This window comes from Catellatospora sp. TT07R-123 (genome assembly GCF_018327705.1).
GTDB lineage: Bacteria > Actinomycetota > Actinomycetes > Mycobacteriales > Micromonosporaceae > Catellatospora.
Genome location: NZ_BNEM01000001.1, coordinates 1,139,933 through 1,161,347, shown reverse-complemented (window position 1 = coordinate 1,161,347; position 21,415 = coordinate 1,139,933). Strand labels below are relative to the sequence as shown.

At 73.8% G+C, this 21,415-nt stretch carries 17 protein-coding genes; 13 read left to right on the top strand and 4 right to left on the bottom strand.

The window, feature by feature from the left end:
* Positions 1-86 precede the first annotated feature (86 nt).
* Complete coding sequence (locus tag Cs7R123_RS04850; protein ID WP_212823720.1) at positions 87-2,921, top strand: MXAN_6230/SCO0854 family RING domain-containing protein; 2,835 nt, start codon at positions 87-89, stop codon at positions 2,919-2,921.
* Between the two features lie 189 nt (positions 2,922-3,110).
* Positions 3,111-4,088 carry a hypothetical protein gene (locus Cs7R123_RS04845; protein ID WP_212823719.1) on the top strand — a complete coding sequence of 326 codons (978 nt, stop codon included), beginning with the start codon at positions 3,111-3,113 and terminating at the stop codon, positions 4,086-4,088.
* On the opposite strand, the gene Cs7R123_RS04840 is transcribed toward Cs7R123_RS04845, so the two are convergent.
* The gene (locus Cs7R123_RS04840; RefSeq protein WP_212823718.1) at positions 4,089-6,002 is read right to left on the bottom strand and encodes an RNA polymerase sigma factor; all 1,914 of its coding nucleotides are present in this window, start codon (positions 6,000-6,002) and stop codon (positions 4,089-4,091) included.
* Positions 6,003-6,008: 6 nt separating this feature from the next.
* The gene (locus Cs7R123_RS04835) at positions 6,009-6,332 is read right to left on the bottom strand and encodes a YciI family protein (protein WP_212823717.1); all 324 of its coding nucleotides are present in this window, start codon (positions 6,330-6,332) and stop codon (positions 6,009-6,011) included.
* A gap of 134 nt (positions 6,333-6,466) precedes the next feature.
* Between Cs7R123_RS04835 and Cs7R123_RS04830 the strand changes: the two genes are divergently transcribed.
* The 5 genes from Cs7R123_RS04830 (at position 6,467) to Cs7R123_RS04810 (ending at position 12,879) form a co-directional block, all read left to right on the top strand.
* Positions 6,467-7,132 carry a DUF998 domain-containing protein gene (locus tag Cs7R123_RS04830; RefSeq protein WP_212823716.1) on the top strand — a complete coding sequence of 222 codons (666 nt, stop codon included), beginning with the start codon at positions 6,467-6,469 and terminating at the stop codon, positions 7,130-7,132.
* A gap of 126 nt (positions 7,133-7,258) precedes the next feature.
* The gene (locus tag Cs7R123_RS04825; protein WP_212823715.1) at positions 7,259-9,928 is read left to right on the top strand and encodes an AAA family ATPase; all 2,670 of its coding nucleotides are present in this window, start codon (positions 7,259-7,261) and stop codon (positions 9,926-9,928) included.
* Between the two features lie 36 nt (positions 9,929-9,964).
* Positions 9,965-11,005 carry a hypothetical protein gene (locus Cs7R123_RS04820; protein WP_212823714.1) on the top strand — a complete coding sequence of 347 codons (1,041 nt, stop codon included), beginning with the start codon at positions 9,965-9,967 and terminating at the stop codon, positions 11,003-11,005.
* A 100-nt stretch (positions 11,006-11,105) separates the two neighbouring features.
* On the top strand, positions 11,106-11,984 hold the full coding sequence (locus Cs7R123_RS04815) for an AraC family transcriptional regulator (protein WP_212823713.1): 879 nt from the start codon (positions 11,106-11,108) through the stop codon (positions 11,982-11,984).
* Positions 11,985-12,054: 70 nt separating this feature from the next.
* Positions 12,055-12,879 carry a carbohydrate-binding protein gene (locus tag Cs7R123_RS04810; protein ID WP_212823711.1) on the top strand — a complete coding sequence of 275 codons (825 nt, stop codon included), beginning with the start codon at positions 12,055-12,057 and terminating at the stop codon, positions 12,877-12,879.
* A 129-nt stretch (positions 12,880-13,008) separates the two neighbouring features.
* On the opposite strand, the gene Cs7R123_RS04805 is transcribed toward Cs7R123_RS04810, so the two are convergent.
* Entirely contained in the window at positions 13,009-13,746 is a 738-nt protein-coding gene (locus tag Cs7R123_RS04805; protein WP_212823709.1) for an SAM-dependent methyltransferase, read from the bottom strand.
* 409 nt (positions 13,747-14,155) lie between these two features.
* Here Cs7R123_RS04805 and Cs7R123_RS04800 point away from each other — a divergent pair, with 409 nt between their 5' ends.
* Genes Cs7R123_RS04800 through Cs7R123_RS04775 form a run of 6 tightly spaced genes read left to right on the top strand, consistent with a single transcriptional unit; the run spans position 14,156 to position 19,298 of the window.
* Positions 14,156-15,169 carry an ABC transporter substrate-binding protein gene (locus Cs7R123_RS04800; protein ID WP_212823707.1) on the top strand — a complete coding sequence of 338 codons (1,014 nt, stop codon included), beginning with the start codon at positions 14,156-14,158 and terminating at the stop codon, positions 15,167-15,169.
* Positions 15,166-15,990 (top strand): ABC transporter ATP-binding protein, encoded by an 825-nt coding sequence (locus Cs7R123_RS04795; protein ID WP_212823706.1) that lies wholly within the window; start codon positions 15,166-15,168, stop codon positions 15,988-15,990. The genes Cs7R123_RS04800 and Cs7R123_RS04795 overlap by 4 nt, the downstream gene beginning before the upstream one ends.
* Positions 15,987-16,847: an ABC transporter permease gene (locus Cs7R123_RS04790; protein WP_212823704.1), complete on the top strand. Its 861-nt coding sequence runs from the start codon at positions 15,987-15,989 to the stop codon at positions 16,845-16,847. The genes Cs7R123_RS04795 and Cs7R123_RS04790 overlap by 4 nt, the downstream gene beginning before the upstream one ends.
* Positions 16,844-18,178, top strand: coding sequence for an LLM class flavin-dependent oxidoreductase (locus Cs7R123_RS04785; RefSeq protein WP_244871614.1), 1,335 nt, complete (start codon positions 16,844-16,846; stop codon positions 18,176-18,178). Before Cs7R123_RS04790 ends, Cs7R123_RS04785 begins: the two co-directional genes overlap by 4 nt.
* Positions 18,175-18,684, top strand: coding sequence for a flavin reductase family protein (locus Cs7R123_RS04780; protein WP_212823702.1), 510 nt, complete (start codon positions 18,175-18,177; stop codon positions 18,682-18,684). The genes Cs7R123_RS04785 and Cs7R123_RS04780 overlap by 4 nt, the downstream gene beginning before the upstream one ends.
* Before the next feature lie 11 nt (positions 18,685-18,695).
* Entirely contained in the window at positions 18,696-19,298 is a 603-nt protein-coding gene (locus tag Cs7R123_RS04775) for a malonic semialdehyde reductase (RefSeq protein WP_212823701.1), read from the top strand.
* Between the two features lie 103 nt (positions 19,299-19,401).
* Here Cs7R123_RS04775 and Cs7R123_RS04770 read toward each other — a convergent pair whose 3' ends face one another.
* Positions 19,402-21,207 (bottom strand): family 16 glycoside hydrolase, encoded by a 1,806-nt coding sequence (locus tag Cs7R123_RS04770; protein ID WP_212823700.1) that lies wholly within the window; start codon positions 21,205-21,207, stop codon positions 19,402-19,404.
* Positions 21,208-21,415 lie beyond the last annotated feature (208 nt).

Here is a 21,415-nt window from a genome sequence, read left to right as displayed (position 1 = left end):
TCTGACGAATTAGCGTTCCGACTCACCGACCCGGCCTTTCCTTGCCGGTCATCCGGCGCCCGTCCGCAGGTCACGGAGGAACTGCCATGGACGCGCTCGCCACGGTCCTGCTGCGCCGCGCCGGCGCGGTCGCCCTGCCGCAGGACGCCGCCGGGCAGCCGCCCGCCGACGGCGACCAGTGGGTACGGGCGTTCGAGGCGGATCTGGCCGCCCGGGGCTGGCTGCTGGACCCCGCCCTGCGCCGGCGCTTCGCCGCGCTGGCCGCCCCGACCCGGCTGAGCTGGGCGGACTGGATGTCCGCGGTGGCCGACGAGGCCGTCGGCGCCGACCGGGAGCACGCCCCGCTGTTCCGCGACTTCCCCGACATCCCGGTCTCGCCGGACAGCCTCTACGTCCAGCGCCTGCTGGCGCACCTGTTCCAGGCCGCCGGGGCGCCGTGCGCGCTGTGCGGGATCACCGGCGCGGTCCGGCCGATGGACCCGTGCGGGCACCTCGCGTGCACCGAGTGCTTCGACCCCGCCGCATACTCCGGGTGCCCGATCTGCGGGCAGCGGCTCACCGCCGACAGCCCGTACCTGGTGTTGGCCGAGCCCGCCGAACCGGCGCCGCCGGGTCCGGCGCTGCGCCTGCGGCGGATCACCCTGGACGAGGCGCCCGCCGCGAGCGCGGTCCGGCTGCGCGACGAACTCGTCGGCCGCACCGCCGCGCTCGGCGCCGCCGACCGTGCCGACCTGGAGATCCTGGTCGCGGCCACCGCACCGGGCCGCCTCGACTGGCTGCCGCCGACCGTGCCCGCCCGCGAGACGCTCGCGCTGCTGGTGGCGTGGGCGCTGCACGCGACCGCCCTCACTGACGGGTACGGCCCGGTCCTGCGCGAGGCCGCGGGCCGGTGGTCGACGGCCACCGACGCCGCCCGCGCGCTGTGGGCGTACTCCGGGGGCGACCCGGGCCTGATCCTGCCCCGCAAGCCGGTGACCGGTGGACCGATGGAAGGGTTCCGGCCGGTCGGCGAGCCCCGGCTGACCGTGGCCGTGCCCCGGGTGCGGGCGCTGCCCCGCGTGCTGCGCCGTGCCGTGCTCGCCTTCGTCGACGGGCTCGACCCGGCCACGGCCGCCGAGGACGTGGCCCGGCACCCGGTGGTGTGGAAGCGGCTGGGCGAGCGCCTGCACCCGTACGAGGCGGTCGGGGCGCACCCCCGCGCGGCCGTGGTGTTCGCGACCCTGCGCGGCACCCGCACCCCCGTGGACGGGCCGCTCGGACTGGCCATGGCCGAGGCGGCCGCGCGGCGCCCGGAGCGGCTGATCGTCTCCTACCACCGCGGCACCGCCTCGGTGCGGGTGCGCAGCTTCGCGGCCCTGGTCGAGGAGGCGATCGCGTACGGCGACGCGTTCACCGCCGCCGCGCTGCTCGCCCACCGGCCGGGCGACCTCTGGCGGCGCGCCGACCACCTGCTGCGGCTGGCCGCCGACGACCCGGACGCGCCGGCTGTCGTCGCCGACGCGATCGCGCAGGCCGCGGCCCGGGTGTCGCCGAACGTCCTGGCGGTCGCCGCCGCCGCGCTGACCGGCCGGGACGGCGACCGCGCCCGCCCGGCCACGGCCGCGGCGTCGGTGCCCGTCGGCGCGTCCGTCACCGAGGCCGTCGGCGCGGCCGGGTCGGCGCCGGTCGGCGCGCTCGGCGCCGCCCTGCGCCGCGCGGCGGGCCTGAACATCCGCGTCGCGACGCCGACGGGCTATGCCGTGCAGGTGCCCGGCACCCCGCGGCGCACGTTCTTCCCCAAGGGCGACGTCGTGCGCGCCTGGACCGCCCCCGAGCAGCGCGCCCCGCTGCCGGCCGAGCTGACCGCCCGGGTGCGGGCCGTCGCCGACGCCGAGCTGACCGCGCGCGCCGCGCGGCTGGAGCGGTTCGACCTGGCCGTGCTCGATGCCGCGCTGGCGCAGGTGCCCGCGCCGGGCCGGGACCGCGCCGGGTCCGCGCAGCTGGCGGGCTGGCCGCGCGGCAGCGTACGGCCGCTGCCGGATGCGGCGACGGTGCGCCTGTTCCTGCACTGGGTCGACAGCGGCAGCCACCGCGTCGACCTGGACCTGTCCTGCGGCTTCTACGACGAGGGCTGGAACCCGGTCGGCCACTGCGACTTCACCCAGCTCCGGTTCCGGCACGACGCCGCGGTCCACTCCGGCGACCTCACCTCCGCCCCGGCGCCGTTGGGGGCCACCGAGTTCCTCGACCTGAACCGGTCGGCGCTGCTCACGGCAGGGGTGCGCTGGGCGGTGCCGGTCGTGCTCAGCTACAACGACGTGCCGTTCGAGCTGCTCGACGCGGCCTTCGCCGGGTTCTCGCTGCCGGGGCCGCGCAGCCGCGGCCTCGACGCGGGCCGGGTCATGCAGAAGTTCGGGCTGCGCGGCGACGCCAAGTCGCTGGCCCCGCTGGTCCTGGACGTGGCCGCCGGGTCGGTGATGTGGGTCGACGCCAGCATGTCCACCAAGGGGTACGGCCACAGCATCGGCGCCCACGGCGCCCGCCTCGGCCGCCTGGCCGCCGATCTGTGGGACCACTTCCAGGACGGGCACCGGCCGACCCTGCTCGACGTCGCCGCCTGGCACGCCGCGGCCCGCGCCGACCGCGTGCTGGTCGTCCACGCCGACGGCACCGCGACCGAGATCGTCGCGGCCGACCCGGCTGCCACCGTCGCCGCGGTCCGTGCCGCAGCCGTCGCGCCGACCGGCGACCCCGCTCCCGAGCGGGCAGGCCGGATTCTGGCGGCCGCGGTCGACCCGACTCGGCTGGCGCAGCTCGCGGGAGCTGAGGTCACCGCAGGCAGCACGGCGATCCTGGTGGATGGTGAGGCGGCGCCGCCGTGGACGGCGGTGACGGCGGCCGACCTCATGGCCGCGCTGATTCCGGCGCCCGAGGACGACTGACTGCGGTGCCTTACACCTGTGGTGGTGTATCCACACCACCACAGGTGTAAGCCGCGCAGGGACAAGGCCTGGCAGGTAAAGCCGATCTTGTCCGTATGGAATCGGGCCTCCTGCCCGGCAATGCCGTTCCCCTTGTCGAGCCGAACGGACATCTTGTTTCCATAACGACATCCTTGGCAGGATGCGTCCGTGTCAATACTCGAAGTCGTTGATGCTTCGTCGGCTGTGCTGTCTGCTTTGGCCTCGGTGATTGCGACAGTTCTGGCAGTGCTGGCATTCAGGCGCCAGACCCCGCAGCAGCCTGAGGCCGGCCGTATTGCGGAGCCAGCGGTTTCGAGTGATTTCTGGCGCCGGTTGATTTCGCGTATGGCCCCGTTGTTTCGAGCGCCCACTGGCGGCGATGTCGAAGTGCAACGCCGGTGGCGGCTCCGCGCGGGTCTGGGCCTTCTGCTCGGTGGCGTACTGGTCGCAGCAATGGGCGTGCTTCTGGCCGTCGGTCTCGGTCTGTTCGTCGGGCCTCTGCTTCTGGCCGTGGTGGGCTGGGGGTCCATAGCCACCGGCCTGGTCCGGCTCGGTTCCATCATCTACAGGTCACGCGCAGCTGGGCGGCGATACCGTCTTCGCCGGACCCGCCTGACGCTCGGAACGCTCCTTGCGGTGGTTGTGCTTCTCTACGCTGTCGGCGGCACGGTGGCCGCGTTGGTGCAGGGCCATAACACGCAGCTGCCAGACGAATGCGTCGCCGGCGACTGGGAGATCGCGTCACATATTTTCGAGGGCACCGAGCCGTCGACGACATTCGTGGGAGGCGGCGGCTCACTCCACCTTGGTTCCGACGGAACCGGGGCATTCACCGGCAGAGAGGTCGAGTATCTGGGTACGGCGACCGTCAGCGGGGTGAGTCGGTCCTTCAACCGGCGGGCGACCTTCGCGTTCACGTTCAGATACTCGGCTAGTAGCGGAGAACTCGCGCTGCGGGAGGTGTCGAAATCGGGAGCGGCTGAACAACGGGAAGATGACGGACCGTGGAAGAAGACCAAGGTAGACGACCTTCTTCCGTCGCGCGGGTACTCCTACCTGCCCGACTGGGTGGCAGGTTATACGTGTAGTGAGAAGTCCATGTCCGTGTCTGGGGACGGTGTCGGTTTCGACCTGCGCAGACAGTAGTCAGTGCTTGAGATCGCGCAGGGTGTGGCCGGTGGCCTGCTTGAACAGGTATTCGGCGCGCTCGTAGGACAGGCGGCCGCGGCCGGTGTCGGGGCAGCGGTCGGCGGCGGCGGGGGTGCGGGCCGGTCCGGGCCGCCGGTCGGCGAGGAAGACCGGTCCGCGCGTACGGCCCGCGAGCAGCTGCGGCAGTAGCGCGGCCGTGCGGGCGCGCCAGCCGATCCACCGGCCGCCGACGCGGGCCCGGCGGTCGTCGAGGTCCAGGTCCGCCACGTCGAGGGCCAGTGCCGTGCGGGCCGAGACGCCGGACTCGTGCAGCAGCCGCCACAGGGTGTGCTCGCGCAGCGGCAGGTCACGGGCCCACAGCGGGTCCAGGTCGAGGACCGGCCTCGGGGAGGGCTCCGGCGTGCGCAGGTCGAGCCGCGCGGCCGGGTCGGCGAGCCCGGCCCAGGTGCCGAAGGAGCGGACCGCGGCGCGGTGCCGGTTCCAGGTGCGGGCCGCCGCGTCACCCCAGGACGCGGTGAACACGCCGCCCACCCGCTCCGGTGTCAGCGCGGACAGCGGGAGGCTGTCGCCGAGGTCGAGGCACAGGCGGCGCAGCGTCTGGGCGTACGAGCGGATGGTCTGCGCATCGAGGTCGGTGCGCAGCAGGAACTCCCGGGCCGACTGCCCGAGGGTCGGCCCGGTCGCCGGGGCTTCGGGCAGTGCCGCCGCGCGGCGCAGCAGGAACTCGCGTTCGGCGGCGTTGCGGGCGGCCGCCGCGGCCCGCTCGAACTCCCGCCGGGCCTGCGCGGGCCGGTCCAGCCTGGCCAGCAGGTCGGCGCGGACGGCGGGCAGCAGGTGGTAGTCGCGCAGTGCCGGGTCGCCGGTGAGCGAGTCGACCAGGTCGAGCCCGGCCTGCGGGCCGCGCGCCATGCCGATCGCGACGGCCCGGTTGAGCTGCACGACCGGGGTCGGCAGCAGCCGGACCAGGACGTCGTACAGGGAGGCGATCTGGGCCCAGTCGGTGTCCTGCGCGGTGCGGGCCTGGGCGTGGCACACCGCGATCGCGGCCTGCACCACGTAAGGGCCGGGCGGGGCGCCCAGGTCGCGGGCGCGCAGCATGGCGGTGAAGCCGCGCCGGATGAGCAGCTGGTCCCAGCGGGCCCGGTTCTGCTCGGGCAGCGGCACGGGTTCGCCGTCGGGGCCGGTCCGGGCCGCGGCGCGCGACGCCTGGATCTCCATCAGCGCGACCAGGCCGTGCACCTCGGGTTCGGCGGGCGCCAGCTCGGCCAGCAGGCGGCCCAGCCGCAGGGCCTCCAGGCAGAGATCGGCGCGGATCAGGTCGTCGCCCGCACTGGCCGAGTAGCCCTCGTTGAAGACCAGGTAGACCACTTCGAGCACCGACGACAGCCGGTCGGCCAGTTCCGCCCCGGCGGGCAGCTCGAACGGCACCCGCCGGTCGGCGAGGGTCTGCTTGGCGTCGGCGATCCGAGCAGTGATCTTCGATTCGGTGGTGAGGAAGGCCCGGCCGATCTCGGCGGCACTCAGGCCCGCGATCAGCCGCAGCGTGAGCGCGACCCGGGCGGGGGTGGGCAGCACCGGATGGCAGGAGATGAACATCAGCCGCAGCACGTCGTCGGGCTCGCGCTCGGGCTGCTGCTCGGCCTCGCGGGCCAGCTCCTCCTGCTTGCGTTCAAGCAGCTGCGACCGCCGGATGTGGTCCACCGCCCGGCGCCTGGCGACAGTCGTCAGCCAGGCGCCGGGGTTGTCGGGCACGCCTGCGACCGGCCACTGTTCGAGGGCCGCGACCAGGGCGTCCTGGGCGATTTCCTCGGCGAGTCCGACGTCGTGGACGAGACGGGTCAGCCCGGCGATGAGCCGGGCCGACTCGAGTCTCCAGACCGCGTCGACGGTGCGGTGGATGGCGGTGGACATGCCGGACTACGGCCCGAAGACCTGCTGGATCATGCTCACGCCGTCGCCGACGATGCTGCGGAAGCGGCGACCGAGCTCGATCGCCTCCTCCCGGGACCGGACCTCGATCAGGGCGAACCCGGCCACGGCCTCCTTGGCCTCGGCGAACGGCCCGTCGGTCACGGTGATCTCGTCGCCGGACGAGGTCAGCCGCACGCCGCCGCGCTCCAGCCCGCCGGTGGCCAGCAGCACGCCCGCGGCGGTCATCTCGTCGATGAACTTCGCCATCTCGGCGAACAGCTTCTCGTCGGGGGCCTGGTCGGTGGCCATGGACGTCATCAGGAAGCGCATGTCTGTCTCCTTCGTGGAGTTGTCGGGACGCCCATACGTCGGCTCGGCGATGTGACAGGGAACGAGTCTATTCCCTGTCAGATCGCCGAGCCGACGTACCGGCGGACACACACTTCGAACACAGGAGCCCGGACATGACCGCCGTCGCCACCACGACCGCCCGCCCGACCGTCACCCCCGCCCCCGCCGCCGCCGGCACCCGTACGCTGCTGGCCTGCGCGGCCGTCGCCGCCCCGCTCTGGGCGGTCGTCAGCCTGGTCCAGGCGGCAACCCGTGCGGGCTTCGACCTGACCCGCCACCCGCTCAGCATGCTGAGCACCGGCTCGCTGGGCTGGCTCCAGATCACCAACTTCCTCGTCTGCGGCCTGCTCACCGTCATCGGGGCCACGGGCCTGGCCCGGGTCATGCCCAGCCGGTGGGCGCCGCGGCTGGTCCGTGTCAACGGGCTCGGCATGATCGCCGCCGGGGTCTTCTCGATGGACGCGGCCGACGGCTTCCCGGCCGGCACGCCCGCCGGGGTGCCCGCGTCGCTCAGCTGGCACAGCTACGCTCACTTCGCCTCCGGGACCGTCGCCTTCGCCGCTCTGATCGCCGCCTGCTACGTGCTGGCCCGCCGGTACAGCCGCGCCGGTGACCGCGCCGTCGCCGTCACCTCCCGGATCGCCGGGACCGCCGCGCTGGTGGGCAACCTGTGGGCGATGTCCGGCGGCAAGGGCGGCTCGCTCACGCTGGCCGTCGGTGTCATCAGCGCGATGCTGTGGATCTCGGTGGTGGCCGCCCGCCACCTGCGCGCCCGCTGACCCCTTCGCACCACATCGGACATATGCGGCCCCGCCCTCTCCGGGCGGGGCCTCGCCGCGTTCCGCTCCGATCACGACAGCGTGGCGCGCATCGGCTCCGCTTGACGCCGGGTAGGATCTGCCGTCATGCGCGACGCCCCGCGCTTCATCGGCCGTGAACCGCAACTGGACGTGCTGCACCGCGCCTGGACTGCGGCCCGTCAGGGACAGACCCGGGTCGTCGCCGTCGAGGGCGAGGCCGGGATCGGCAAGACCGCCCTGCTGCGCCACTTCCGTACGCTCGCCGCGCCGCACGCCCACCGGTGGGTGTCCGGCGACCCGGACGAGACCGCGCTGCCCTGGGCGGTGCTGGGCCGGCTCGTCCCGGGCGTCGAGGCCGCCGACGTCGCCTACGCCGGCCGCGCCGTGGCCCGCGAGCTGGGCCAGGCCGGGGAGCTGCTGATCGTCGTCGACGACGCGCACTGGGCCGACCAGCCGTCGCTGACCGCGCTGCGGCTGGCCCTGCGGTCGATGACCGCCGACCCGGTGCTGGTCGTGCTCGCCAGCCAGGCCGACACCGGGGTCGCCGCGGACGACGGCTGGCGCCGGATCGTCGACGGCGACCGCGGCGAGCGCCTGGTCCTGCGCGGCCTGGACGCCGCCGAGCTGACCCGGTTCGCGCTGGCCGGCGGGCATCCGCTGTCGCCCGCGGGCGCCGCGCGCCTGCACGAGCACACCGCCGGGCACCCGCTGCACGCCCAGCACGTGCTCGACCGGGTGCCGCCCCGGGTGCTGGCCCACGGCGACGGCCCGCTGCCCGCCCCGGCGGGCGTGTCGGCGGTCATCGCCGACCGGGTCGCCGCGCTCAGCCCGGCGGCGCGGCGCCTGGTCGAGGCCGGTGCCGTGCTCGGTACGGAGTTCCCGCTGCGCCAGGCCCGGGAACTGGCCGACCTCGCCCCAGCGGCCGGCGCCGTCGCCGAGGCGGTCGCGGCCCGGCTGCTCAGCGAGGTGCCGGGCGCGGGCGGGCACGAGCTCGCGTTCACGGCGACCCTGTCCCGGTCGGTCGTCTACCACGGACTCGACCCGAGCCGCCGCCGGGAGCTGCACCGCCGCGCCGCCGAGGTCGACCATGCCCGTGCCGTCGCGCACCTGGTCGCGGGCGCCGACGGCCCCGACGAAGAGCTCGCGCAGCGGGTCGCCGCCGAGGCGGCGGCGCTGGCCGGGCAGCAGGCGCCCGGACGGCAGGCGCACCAGGCGGCGGCATACCTGCGGCACAGCGCCGACCTCACCCCGCCCGGCCCGGCCCGGACCGTGCGGCTGTTCGCCGCGTGCGAGGCGCTGCTGGTCGCGGGCGACCTGCGCGCCGCCGACGGGTACGCCGCCGAGATCAGCGCCCTGCCGCCCGCACCGTGGCGGGACTACCTGTGCGGATACCACGCCATGGTCAGCGGCCGCACGGCCGAGGCCAGGCAGCTGCTGGAACGGGCGCTGGCCGGGGCGGACGGCGAGCTGACGGCCCGGGTCGCGGTCCAGCTGGCGGTCATCGCGATCGTGGACACCGACTACGACGCGATGATCGGCCACGGCCGGACCGCGCTGTCGGCGGCCCGCGAGCCGTCGGTGGCGTCGTTCGCGTGGTTCGCCCGGTCGGTCGGGCTGACCCTGACCGGCGCCGGGCAGCAGGCGCTGGCCGAGCTGCCGGCGCAGCCGCCGGGGCTGGACGGGCTGGTGGCCCGGGGCATGATCCGGCTGTGGACCGACGACCTCGCCGGGGCGTACGCGGACCTGTCCGGCGCGGTCGCCCGCGCGGTGCGGGGCGAGGCGCTGCGCGTCGGCCAGGCGCCGGCATACCTGGGGGAGACCGAGTTCCGGCGCGGCAACATCGCCGAGGCGGTGCTGCACACCACCCTCGCGGTCGGCGACGCCGAGGCCAACGGGCGGGTGTGGGACTTCTCGCTCGTGCACGCGCTGGCCGCGTACCCGCTGGCGGCGCAGGGCGACCCGGCCGCGGTGGAGCACGCCGAGCAGGCCCGGACCTGGGCCCGGCGGATCGGTTCGCGGGCCGCGCAGACGTACGCGGCGCTGGCCCAGGCCGCCGTCAGCGACGCCGCCGGGGACCTGGACGGGCTGCTGGCGGCTGCGACCGCGTTCGAGCGCGTCTACGACTCCCGCGAACCGGGCACCCACCTGTTCGGACCGCTGCTGGCCGACGCGCTGGCCCGGACCGGCCGGGCCGAGGCCGCGCAGGCGGCGCTCGACCGCTTCACCGCCCGGCCGGTCGTGCGAGTGTCGGCCCGTGCCGCCGTCGCCCGGGTCCAGGCCCGGCTCCTCGCCGCCCGGGGCGATCTGGCCGGTGCGGTGGCGCGCTGCGCCGCGGCCCAGGCCTTCGCCGAGACGGCCGGGCTGCCGCTGGAGGCGGCGCGCGCCGCGGCGCTGAGCGCGGGCTACCTGGTCGGGGCGGGCCGCCGCGCCGCGGCCGAACGGGCCTGGCGGTTCGCCCACGACCGGTACGCCGACCGGGGCGCGCACGCCTACGCCGACCGGGTCCGGGCCGACGCCGACGCCGCCGGGCTGCCGCTGACCGGCGGCGCGGTGTGGCAGAACCTGACCCCGGCCGAGCGGGCGGTGGTGAACCTGGTCTGCGAAGGACTGTCCAACCGGGAGATCGCCGCCCGGCTGGTGCTCAGCCCCAAGACCGTCGAAACGCATCTGAGCAGCGCTTTCCGGCGGCTGGACGTCACCGGGCGGGCCGAGCTGCGGTCGCTGGCCGCCGCCGGGCCGGGGTGGTCGCCGCCGAACTCCGGGGTCGCGCCCTGAGGCACGGCATCGGCGGCCGTCCCTACGCTGCCGGGCATGCAGATCTCAGCCAGAGTACTGCCGTCGCTGGTCGCCGCCGTGGTCCTGGTGGCGGGCACGGTGGTGGTAACGCCCACTCCGGCCGCCGCCGGGCACCGCCCGGCGCCCGTCAACGGATTCGCACGGTCAGGGCCGTGGAACACGAAACTGCCCCGCGACGTGCCGCTCGATCCGCGCTCGGCGCAGATCGTGCACAACATCGAACTGGACAAGGAGAACAACTACGGGACCTGGGCGATCAACACCGACACCTACTCGACGCCGATCTTCACCGTCGACCGGCGTACGCCGCGGACCCGGTGGACGTTCTCGGACTGCCTGAACCTGCCCGAGGGCGGGCCGGTGATCGCCGACAGCCTGGCGGCGGTGCCGACCCCGCCGGACCTGTTCGCCTCGCTGGGCACCGACGCCGCCGTCACCATCTACGAGCCCGACACCGACACGTACTGGGACTTCTGGCGTGCCGAGAAGGACGCGGCGGGCCACTGGTCCGCCTGCTGGGGCGGAAAGATCGACCACTACTCGCGCAACCCGGGGATCTTCCCCAACCCGCTCGGGGCCACGGCCACGGGCCTGCCGATGGGTGCGTTCACGATCCGGATCGACGAGCTGCGGCGCGGCCGCATCGACCACGCGATCAACATCGCCACGGTACGGACGAAGGCGGGCTGCCACTCGTGGCCCGCGACCCGCGACGACGGCAACACCGCCGGCGACGACCTGCCCTGCGAGGGGCAGCGGTTCCGGCTCGACCCGGCGTTCGACGTGAACACGCTGCTCAGCCCGGCGGCCCGGACCATCGCCCGCGCCATGCAGGAATACGGCGTGATCATGACCGACAAGGCCGGGGCGGTCGTCACGTACGCCGAGGACCCGCGGATCGAGATGGCCCGTAACGGTGGGGTGGACCCGTACTCCCTGCTCATCGACCCGCACGACATCGTGCCGGACGGGTCGGAGAAGTACCTGCTCTTCTACGACCTGCCGCTGGAACGACTGCAGGCCCTGCCGCTGGACTACGGCAAGCCCTGCCCCTGACCGGCACCACCGGTACGCGCCGGTCCACCCGGCGCGTACCGGCCCGGTAGGACCCGCCTGACAACTGCCGTCCCGAGCCAGGGGGCGGCAGGCTCGGGAGATGTCCCTGCCGCTGCATGAGTTCATCGCGCCGCAGTCGCTGGCGGTCCCGTTCGCCGTCGACACGTTCGCCGCGTACGGGCCGATGTCGCACGCGCCGTTCGCCCACCGGCACACCTTCTACGAGGTCGCCGTGGTCCGGGCGGGCACCGGCAGCCACGTGGTGGACCTGGCGGCGTATCCGCTGCGGCCGCCGCAGCTGGCGGTGGTGCTGCCGGGCCGCAGCCACCACTGGCAGGACGTGTCCGGGCTGGACGGCTGGCTGGTGCTGTTCGACGAGCCGTTCCTGGCCGGGTGCCCGCAGGTGCGCGAACTGCTGCACCAGCTCGGCCGCCGCCCGTGCGTGGCACTGGACCCGCAGGACGCCGACGAGGCGCTGGCGGTCTTGGCGCGGATGCGCCGGGAGTACGTCGCACCCGCCGCGGGTTCGCTCGGGGTGCTCCAGGCGTACCTGCACATCCTGCTGGCCAAGGCGGCCCGCACTGGCGGTGCGGCGCCCGTGGCGGCCGTGGCGGGGCAGCGGGCGGAACTGGCCGCGCGCTTCCTGGACCTGCTGGCCAGGCCCGGCGCGGGGCGCTGCTCGGTGCGCGAGTGCGCGGCGGCGCTCGGGGTGTCGACGGGCTATCTGGGTGAGGCGGTCCGGGACGCGACCGGCCGCCCGCCCAGCGAGCTGTTGCGGCACGCGCTGGTGGTGGAGGCGATGCGGCTGCTGGCGGGCACCGGGTCGAGCATCGCGCAGATCGCGCGGGAGCTGGGGTTCGCCGACCAGGCCTACTTCTGCCGGTTCTTCCGGCGGGAGACGGGGTCGAGCGCGGGGGAGTTCCGGCGGTCGGTGTCGTGGACGTGGCGCGGCGATGGCGAAAACACCACGATCACCTGAACAAGTCCATCGATATCAGGCTATTTGGGCGGCTAGGGTTCCCGGCAAGGCCATCACCAAGGAGACCGCCATGACCGAGGAGCAACCCCGTCCGCCGGGGATCTCACGCAAGACCCTGCTGCGCGCGGCGATGGTCGCGCCCGCCGTGCCGCTGCTGGTGGGCGCGGTGCCCGCACTGGCCCGCACCCCTTCCGGGCAGCCGCTCGCGGCCACGCCGGAGGCCTGCGACGACGACGACCTGACGCCGCCGCAGATGGAGGGGCCGTACTTCAAGCCGGGTTCGCCGCTGCGCACCTCGATGGTCGACGGGCCCGGCACCGCGCTGACGCTGACCGGCTACGTCGTCGGCCTGGCCTGCCAGCCGATCGCCGGGGCGCTGCTGGACTTCTGGCAGGCCGACAACGGCGGCAACTACGACAACGTCGGCAACCGGTTCCGCGCGCACCAGTTCAGCGACGCGCAGGGCCGGTTCACGCTGACCGCGATCGTGCCGGGGCTGTACCCGGGCCGTACCCGGCACATCCACGTCAAGGTGCAGGCGCCGGGCCGGCCGATCCTGACCGCGCAGCTGTACTTCCCGAACGAGCCGCGCAACGCCACCGACACCCTGTACGACCCGGCGCTGCTCATGAACGTGCAGACGGTCGGCTCGGGCCGGCAGGCGACGTTCGACTTCGTGCTCAACGTGCCGGGCACCCCGTCGTCGCCGTCGCCCAAGCCGCCCGCGTCGCCCACACCCACCACGCCGAGCGGTGGCACGTGGCAGCCGTACGTGTCCTACTCGGTCGGTGCGCAGGTCACCTACGGCGGCGCCACGTACGCCTGCCAGATCGCGCACACGTCGCTGCCCGGCTGGGAGCCCCCGAACACCCCAGCCCTGTGGCGCCTGCGCTGAGCCACCCCTTCACCCGAGTTGCCGGGCAATCGGGCGTATTCCTCCCCGACATACGCCCGATCGCCCGGCAACTTGCGCGATCTTGACCGGTCCGGCGGGCCGCGTCGCGCGGGGCGGCGGTCCGGTCGGTCACTTGACCGCGAGGCCGCCCCAGAAGGCGTCGGGGACCTGCTCGGCGGGGCCGTCGGGGCGCCACTGCGCCACCGGGACGATGCCGTCGGCGGTGACCTGCCAGCGGCCCAGCAGGGCGCCGAAGTCGGCGGGCTCGCGCATGTGGAAGCCGGGGCCCATCATCGCCAGGGCCTCGGGGTAGCCGGTCAGCTCCATCGCGTCGAAGTCGAATGCGAGCAGGCTGCCTTCGGGCACCAGGTCGTACATCTGGTCCAGGGCGCGGGCCAGGGTCGGGTCGTCGAGGAACGCGGCCAGCCCGAGGAAGACCAGCCCGACCGGGCGGGTGCGCCACTGCGGCAGCGCCCGGTCGAGCGCGCCGGGGTCGATGCCGCGAGGGTCGGCGGCGTCGCCGGGCGCGTAGCCGACGTTCGGCAGCCCGGCGACCAGCTCGCGGCCCGCCGCGACGATCTCGGGGTCGAAGTCGGTGTAGAGGACGTGGGCGCCCGGCACGGTCTCGTGCACGTTGCCCTGCGCCGGGATGCCCGCGCCGAAGACGAGGAACTGGTCGACGCCGTCGGCGGCGATCTGCCGGGCGGCCCGGCCGGAGAAGGCGCGCAGCGACCGGAAGATGTCGGCGCAGGGACCGTACGCACCCTCGAACGCCTGCGCGGCGGCGACGTCGACCGGGTGGTGGTTCGTCCCGCCCAGCCAGTAGTCGATCATTCGAGCGGTGCTCGGGGCCTGCGGCTCGGTCATCGCCACTCCTGTTCCACGGATCTTCGGTCGTGACCGGACGGTTCCGGCCGACCCAGTTGTAGCACGCCATGGACCGGGCGGGCCGCGACGCGAAACGTGTTTACGATCTTCTATCTCCTATAAATCCGGTAGGAGATGTTGAGTATCCGTCCGGTCCCTGCTACGGTCCTCTCATGACCCGCGCACCCCGATGTCCTCGGTGACCCAGGCCGCGAGCACCCCGCCCGCCAACGACGGCGGCCCTCTGCCCGCAGCCGCCTGACCGGCTGACAAGGCACCCCCCACTTCGCACGGCGATCCCCGCTCGGCATGCCCGCCGCAGGCTGCGGCACCGAGGCGATGCCGCACACCCGAAAAACCCCTCAACGCGCCGGCGACGACCCTGCCCGGCGCGCATCGAAAGGCACCCATGAACAGGCGAACCTCTCTGCGACTGCTCGGACTCACCGCGCTGGCGGGCCCGCTGGCCGCGTGCGGTGCGGAGGCCGCCGCGGGCGGCAGCGAGCTCAAGCAGCTCAAGTACCAGGGCTCGGTCGGCGCCGTCACCCTGCCGGAGCTGGCGGCCGACCTGGGCCTGCTCGGCGACCTGACCCTGCAGTGGGTCGGCAACACCATCAGCGGCCCGCAGGACATCCAGGCGGCGACCACCGGCGACACCCACTTCGGCGGCGCCTTCAACGGCGCCGTCATCAAGCTGGCCGCCGCCGGAGCCCCGATCAAGTCGGTGATCAGCTACTACGGCACGGACGAGAGCACGTTCATCGGCTATTACGTGCTCGACGGCGGTCCGGTCCGCACGGCCCGCGACCTGATCGGCAAGAAGGTCGGCATGAACACCCTCGGCGCGCACGCCGAGGCCGTGCTCAAGACCTACCTCAAGCGCGGCGGGCTGAGCGACGACGAGATCAGGCAGGTCGAGCTGCTGGCACTGCCGCCGGTCAACACCGAGCAGGCGCTGCGCGCCGGGCAGATCGACGTGGCCGCCCTGGGCGGCATCCTTCGTGACAAGGCGCTGGAGCGCGGCGGCGTCCGCAAGCTGTTCAGCGACTACGACCTGATCGGCGCGTTCAACGCGGGCACGTACGTGTTCCGCAAGGACGTGCTGGCCAAGAACCCGACCACGGTGCGCACCTTCGTCGAGGGCGTGGCGCAGGCGATCGAGTGGACGAAGCAGCACCCGCGCGAGGAGGTCGTGGCCCGGTTCACCGACATCATCGGGCGGCGCGGGCGCACCGAGGACGCCTCGGCGCTGAAGTTCTGGAAGAGCTTCGGCATCTCGGCCAAGGGCGGCGTCATCGCCGAGCGCGACTTCCAGACCTGGCTGGACTGGCTCAACCTGACCGGCGAGCTGAAGGGCAAGCAGGTCAAGGTCGCCGACGTGTACACCAACGAGTACAACCCGTTCCGGGACGGTGCCCGATGAGCAGCGCCATCAGCCTCACCGGCGTGGGCAAGACGTTCCCGGGCGGTCCCGGCCGGCGGGTGACCGCGCTGGCCGACGTGGACCTGCAGATCGCGGCGGGGGAGTTCTTCGTCCTGGTCGGGCCCAGCGGTTGCGGCAAGTCGACGCTGCTGGACCTGCTCACCGGCCTGACCCGGCCCGACACCGGCGAGATCAGCGTCGGCGGCCGCCCGGTCACCGGTCCCGGTCTGGACCGGGGGATCGTGCTCCAGCAGTACGCCCTGTTCCCGTGGCGCACCGCGCAGGCCAACGTGGAGTTCGGGCTGGAGGCCAAGGGGCTGCCGCGGCGGCGGCGGGCGCAGCTGGCCCGCGAGTACCTGCACCTGGTGGGGCTGGGCGGCGCGGCCGACCGGTACCCGCACCAGCTGTCGGGCGGGATGAAGCAGCGGGTCGCGATCGCGCGCAGCCTGGCCTACGACCCCGACGTGCTGCTGCTGGACGAACCGTTCGCGGCCCTGGACGCCCAGACCCGCGACCAGTTGCAGGAGGAGCTGCTGCGGATCTGGCGGCGTACGGGCAAGACGATCGTGTTCATCACGCACGGCATCGACGAGGCGGTCTACCTCGGGCAGCGGGTGGCGGTGATGACGTCCAACCCCGGCCGGATCAAGCAGGTCATCGACGTCGCACTGGACCGGGGCGGCGACGACGTCCGCTCGGGCGCCGACTTCCGCCGGTACCGGCACGAGATCTGGACCCTGCTGCGCGACGAGGTCCTGGCCGCGCAGCAGGCCGAAGCCGACCGGGCCGGTGCCCGTGCCGCGGCGGAGGTGGCCGCATGACCGCGCTGCTGCCCGCGCCCACCGCCCAGGCCGAACGGGCCGAACGGGCAGCCCCGGCCGCCCGCACCGCGCCGGTCCGACCGCGGCTGACCGTCCGGGGCCTGCTCGGCTCGGTGACCACCCGGTCGGCCGCGCTGGTCGCCCTCGCCGCCGTCTGGGAGGCCGCGCCCCGGCTGGGCCTGGTGGACGCGGTGTTCCTGCCGCCGCTGTCGCAGGTGCTGCAAGCCTGGTGGCAGCTGGCCGCCGGCGGCGAGCTCTGGGTGCACCTGGAGGCGAGCCTGGTGCGCACCGTGGCCGGATTCGCCCTCGCCGTGGCGGTCGCGGTGCCGCTGGGGCTGCTCATCGGCGGGTACGGTCCGGTGGCCCGGCTGCTCAACCCGGTGCTGGAGGCGCTGCGCAACACCGCCGTGCTGGCCCTGCTGCCGGTGTTCGTGCTCATCCTCGGCATCGGCGAGACCTCCAAGATCGCGATCGTCTGCTACGCGTGCACATGGCCGATCCTGCTCAACACCGTCAGCGGCGTACGCGGGGTGGACCCGCTGCTGCTGAAGTCGGCCCGGTCGATGGGGCTGCGCGGGCCGCGGCTGTTCACCAAGGTCGTGCTGCCCGCCGCCGTGCCCGCGATCTTCACCGGCGTCCGGCTGGCGGGGGCGGTCAGCATCCTGGTGCTGATCGCCGCCGAGATGGTCGGCGCCAAGGCCGGGCTCGGCTACCTCATCAACTACGCGCAGTACAACTTCGCGATCCCCGACATGTACGCCGGCATCATCACCATCTCCGCGCTCGGCGTCGCGATCAACTCCGGGTTGCTGCTGCTGGAGCGGCGCCTGTCACCCTGGCGAAAGGACACCCCGTGACCACCCGACGGCAGCTCCATCTCAACGCGTTCCTGATGGGCGTCGGCCATCACGAGGCCGCCTGGCGCCTGGACCGCGCCGACCCGAGCAAGGTCGCCGACGTACGCCACTTCCAGCACCTGGCCCAGACCGCCGAGCGCGGCCTGCTCGACTCGGTGTTCCTCGCCGACGGGCTCGCCACCTGGAACAACGTACGCCGCAACGTCTCCAGCGTGTTCGAGCCGCTGACGCTGCTGGCGGCCATCGCGGCGGTCACCGAGCACATCGGCCTGATCGCGACCGCGTCGACGACCTACAACGAGCCGTTCCACCTGGCCCGCAAGTTCGCCTCGCTGGACCACATCAGCGGCGGCCGGGCCGGCTGGAACATCGTCACCTCCGGCACCGAGCGGGAGGCGCAGAACTTCAACCGCAGCGTGCTGCCCACCCACGCCTGGCGCTACGAGCGGGCCGCGGAGTTCGTCGAGGTGGCGCTGCGGCTGTGGGACAGCTGGGACGCCGAGGCGCTGCGCTACGACAAGGACGGCGGCGTCTTCGCCGACACCGACCTGGTCCGCGAGGTCAACCACGTCGGCGACCACTTCGCCGTACGCGGGCCGCTGAACGTGCCGCGCTCGCCGCAGGGGCGGCCGCTGCTGGTGCAGGCGGGCTCGTCGGAGGACGGCAAGGACTTCGCCGCCCGGTACGCCGAGGCCGTCTTCACCGCGCAGCAGACCCTCGCCGACGGGCAGGCGTTCTACGCCGACGTCAAGGCACGCGCGCTGGCCCTGGGCCGCGACCCCGACCAGCTGCTCATCCTGCCCGGCATCGCCCCGGTGCTCGGCGCCACGCGGGCCGAGGCCGACGCCCTGGCGCGGGAGCTGGAAGAGCTGATCATCCCGGAGTACGCGCTGGCGCAGCTGTCGTCGCTGCTCAACACGGACCTGTCCGGGCACCCGCTGGACGGCCCGCTGCCCGAGCTGCCGGACGAGACCTCGACCGAGGGCATGCAGAGCCGCTACCGGCTGGTGGTGGACCTGGCCCGCCGGGAGGACCTGACCATCCGGCAGCTGCTCGGGCGGCTCGGCGGCGGCCGCGGCCACCGGGTCGTCGCGGGCACGCCGGTGCAGATCGCCGACGAGATCGAACTGTGGTTCACCCAGGGTGCCGCGGACGGGTTCAACATCATGCCGCCGCACCTGCCGGGCGGGCTGGCCGAGTTCGTCGACCAGGTCGTGCCGATCCTGCAGGAGCGGGGGCTGTTCCGCACCGCGTACACGGGGACGAACCTGCGCGAGCACTACGGCCTGCCGCCGGTGCCGAGCCTGATCCGCCAGGAGGCCCTGGTATGACGGTCACCGCGCCGTACGGCATCGACCCGCACCTGCTGCTGGGCGCGCTGCGCCGGCACGCGACCACGGTCACCGTGGTCACCGCGCCCGGCGGGCCGGGCCTGCCCCCGGCCGGGTTCACCGCCACCTCGTTCACCTCGGTGTCGCTGCGCCCGCAGCTGGTCTCGTTCTGCCTGGACCGCGACTCCACCAGCTGGCCGGCCGTCCAGCAGGCCCGGCACGTCGCCGTGCACCTGCTCGCGGCCGACCAGCAGGAGCTGGCACGCACGTTCGCGACCAAGAACGTCGACCGGTTCGCCGACCTCGGCGCGTGGACGCCCGGCCCGTACGGGATGCCGCTGCTGCACGGCGTCATGGCGACCCTGGTGTGCGAGGTCGACGCCCGGGTGCCCGCCGGTGACCACGTGATCGTGCTGGGCCGCCCGGTCCACGCCGAGCACCGCGACGCCGAGCCGCTGCTGTACCACCAGGGCGCCTACCGGTTGCTGGACCGGGCCGAGCCGTGACCGCGCCGAACGTGACCGCGCCGCCCGTCACCGCGCTGCCGGAGCAACTCCAGGACCTGCTGTTCCGGCAGCCCCGCACCGCGCACGCCTTCGCGGCCGAACCGGTCACCGAGGAGCAGATCCAGCTGGTGCACGACCTGGCCCGCTACGGGCCGACCGCGTTCAACTCGCAGCCGCTGCGGGTGGTGCTGGTCCGCTCGGCCGCGGCCCGCGAGCGGCTGCTGCCGCACCTGAGCAGCGGCAACCGGGCCAAGACGGCGGCCGCGCCGCTGGTGGCGGTGCTGGCCGCCGACACCGGGTTCCCGCAGCGGCTGCCGGAGCTGTTCCCGTACGAGCCGCGGGCCGCCGAGTGGTTCGCCGACCCGGCGCAGCGCGAGCACCACGCGCGGCTCAACGCCGCGCTACAGGCCGGGTACTTCCTCATCGCGGTGCGCGCGGCGGGGCTGGCGGCCGGGCCGATGAGCGGCTTCGATCCGGCCGGGGTCGACGCGGCGTTCTTCCCGGACGGGCGGCTGCGCTCGTTCCTGGTGGTGCTGATCGGCCATCCGGCGGCCGGCCCGGGGCGCGAGCGGCCGCCCCGGCTCGGTTACGACGACGTCGTCAGCCAGGTCTGACGGCGCCGCACCCGGGTGGGGTCGTACACACGACCCCACCCGGGCACGGCCCACGGGCCGGGCGCGCACCGGAGGCGGTGGGGGTGCGCGCCCGGCCCGCCGGTCACGGCGTGACCACGCGGCCGCCGAAGGTCACCACCAGGTGGCCGTCGGCGGCGAAGGACCAGCCCAGCGCACCGGTGTACGACGAGCACCGGGAGCCGTTGGCGCCGCTCCAGAACTGGTTCGAGCTGTCGGCGTCGCCGATGATCCGGTCGTTGGTGCCGCTGCCCGAACGGCAGGACGTGTCGCTGCGGAACACCGAGGTCCCGGCGTCGAAGTTGAAGTTGCGCTCGGCGTTGTCGATGCTGACGTTGCTGGTGATCGTCATCGAGCCGGGGTTGCTGTTGTAGGTGAAGCCGTGCTTGCCGTTGTGGTAGGCGATGCTGCGCCGCACGATGTGGTTGACGCCGATGTCCTCGCCGCCGAGCTTGTAGCCGTTGCGGTCGCCCGCGCCGGCCTGGCCGCCGTTGCTCAGGGTCCCGTTGTCGTACGACAGCGAGTCCTCGATGGTCACCGGGTCGATCGCGCCGGTGTCGGGCTTGGTGTAGAGGTCCCAGCCGTCGTCGATGTTGTTGTGGGACACCGCGTACCGGAAGATGTTGCCGGCACCGACGGTGAGCTTGGCGGCGAAGCCGTCGGCGTCCTCACCGTCGGAGTCGGCGTTGTCGTGGGACTCGGCGCTCAGGATCAGGTTGTCGGCCGGCCACTGGGCGCGCGGGGTGTCGGAGGCGATTCGCGACAGCTGTAGCCCGGTGTCGTGGTTGTAGCGGGTCACGGTGCGCTCGATGATGTTGTGGCTGCCGCCGACGAAGATGCCGTTGTCCCCGGCCCGCTCCACGACGACGCCGAAGACGTGCCAGTACGACCCGTTGACGGCCAGACCGCGGTTGGCCGGGTCCTCGGGCATGGCCGAGAAGTTCAGCACCGGCGTCTCGCCGGGATAGGCCGACAGCTTCTTGCGGGCGCCGGAGGTGCCGTTGTTGCCGGGCGCGATGGTGACGGTCTGGGACAGGTTGTAGGTGCCGCCGCGCAGGTAGATGGTGCCGCCCGCGGCGACGCGGGTGATCGCCGACGGCAGCGTGGTGGGGTCGGCCTGGGTGCCGGCGGCGCTGTCGCGGCCGGTCGGCGACACATAGACGGTGCCGGACGACGGCGAGGTCGACGGGCTCGGCGAGGCGCTGGCCGACGGGCTCGGGGACGCGCTGCGCGACGGGCTGGCCGAGGCGCTGGGGGACGGCGCGGCCCCGTCGGTGACGGCGACGTCGTCGAACCGGGCGCCGGCGTAGTACGTCGCCACGCCGACCTGGCCGCTGGCGAACTGGGTGTCGGTCGCGGTCAGCGGGGTGGCGCCGTTGACCGAGGCGCGCAGGGTGCTGCCGGAGACCTCCAGGCTCAGCGTGTACCAGGTGCCGGTGGTGAACGTGGCGCTGCCGGTGGCCAGGGTCGTGGACGAACCGCCGACCAGCTTCTTCAGCTCGACGGTGTTGTTGCTGCGCAGCGCCACGTAGTAGTAGCTGGTCGCGGACTGCACGCGGGCGAGCAGGGCGACGAAGCGGTTGCTGCCGTTGACGGCGGTCGGCTTGACCCGCGCGGTGACCGTGTAGTCGGTCCAGCCAGTGGATCCGGCGCGGGCGCGGGCGTCGGAGCTGGTGCCGGCCTGCTGGTAGGCGGGGGTGCCGTCGGTGGCCACCGACCAGGTGCCGCCGGAGGTGGTCCAGCCGGTGGCGTTGCCGTCGTTGAAGTCGTCGCCGAACAGGGGCGCGGCGGCGGCGGCGGGGGAGGACAGGGCGAGCACGACGGCGGCCGCCGCGGTGAGCGCGCCGGTCGCCGCGGCCAGCAGTCCTTTGTGCCGGGTCTTCTGATGCATGGTCGTTCGCCTCTCCATATCGGGGCCGAAATTGATCGACATGTATGCGAAACAACGCCAGCGTATGGAAAGCGCTTTCCTCGAACAAGGCTTCGCGTTTGCAGGTTTGTTGCAGGTTTCAGCCGGTTCGGGGGCCCGAGCGGCCTAAGCCGAGCGGGGCGTCCGCGGGCAGTGGATCCTGCCGCCCGCGAACGCCCCGCCGCTACCG

Excerpts from the sequence above, each read along its gene's own strand:
- Cs7R123_RS04850 (WP_212823720.1), top strand. The coding sequence starts at position 87 with ATGGACGCGCTCGCCACGGTCCTGCTGCGCCGCGCCGGCGCGGTCGCC.
- Cs7R123_RS04840 (WP_212823718.1), bottom strand. The coding sequence starts at position 6,002 with ATGTCCACCGCCATCCACCGCACCGTCGACGCGGTCTGGAGACTCGAG.
- Cs7R123_RS04835 (WP_212823717.1), bottom strand. The coding sequence starts at position 6,332 with ATGCGCTTCCTGATGACGTCCATGGCCACCGACCAGGCCCCCGACGAG.
- Cs7R123_RS04830 (WP_212823716.1), top strand. The coding sequence starts at position 6,467 with ATGACCGCCGTCGCCACCACGACCGCCCGCCCGACCGTCACCCCCGCC.
- Cs7R123_RS04825 (WP_212823715.1), top strand. The coding sequence starts at position 7,259 with ATGCGCGACGCCCCGCGCTTCATCGGCCGTGAACCGCAACTGGACGTG.
- Cs7R123_RS04820 (WP_212823714.1), top strand. The coding sequence starts at position 9,965 with ATGCAGATCTCAGCCAGAGTACTGCCGTCGCTGGTCGCCGCCGTGGTC.
- Cs7R123_RS04815 (WP_212823713.1), top strand. The coding sequence starts at position 11,106 with ATGTCCCTGCCGCTGCATGAGTTCATCGCGCCGCAGTCGCTGGCGGTC.
- Cs7R123_RS04810 (WP_212823711.1), top strand. The coding sequence starts at position 12,055 with ATGACCGAGGAGCAACCCCGTCCGCCGGGGATCTCACGCAAGACCCTG.
- Cs7R123_RS04805 (WP_212823709.1), bottom strand. The coding sequence starts at position 13,746 with ATGACCGAGCCGCAGGCCCCGAGCACCGCTCGAATGATCGACTACTGG.
- Cs7R123_RS04800 (WP_212823707.1), top strand. The coding sequence starts at position 14,156 with ATGAACAGGCGAACCTCTCTGCGACTGCTCGGACTCACCGCGCTGGCG.
- Cs7R123_RS04795 (WP_212823706.1), top strand. The coding sequence starts at position 15,166 with ATGAGCAGCGCCATCAGCCTCACCGGCGTGGGCAAGACGTTCCCGGGC.
- Cs7R123_RS04790 (WP_212823704.1), top strand. The coding sequence starts at position 15,987 with ATGACCGCGCTGCTGCCCGCGCCCACCGCCCAGGCCGAACGGGCCGAA.
- Cs7R123_RS04780 (WP_212823702.1), top strand. The coding sequence starts at position 18,175 with ATGACGGTCACCGCGCCGTACGGCATCGACCCGCACCTGCTGCTGGGC.
- Cs7R123_RS04770 (WP_212823700.1), bottom strand. The coding sequence starts at position 21,207 with ATGCATCAGAAGACCCGGCACAAAGGACTGCTGGCCGCGGCGACCGGC.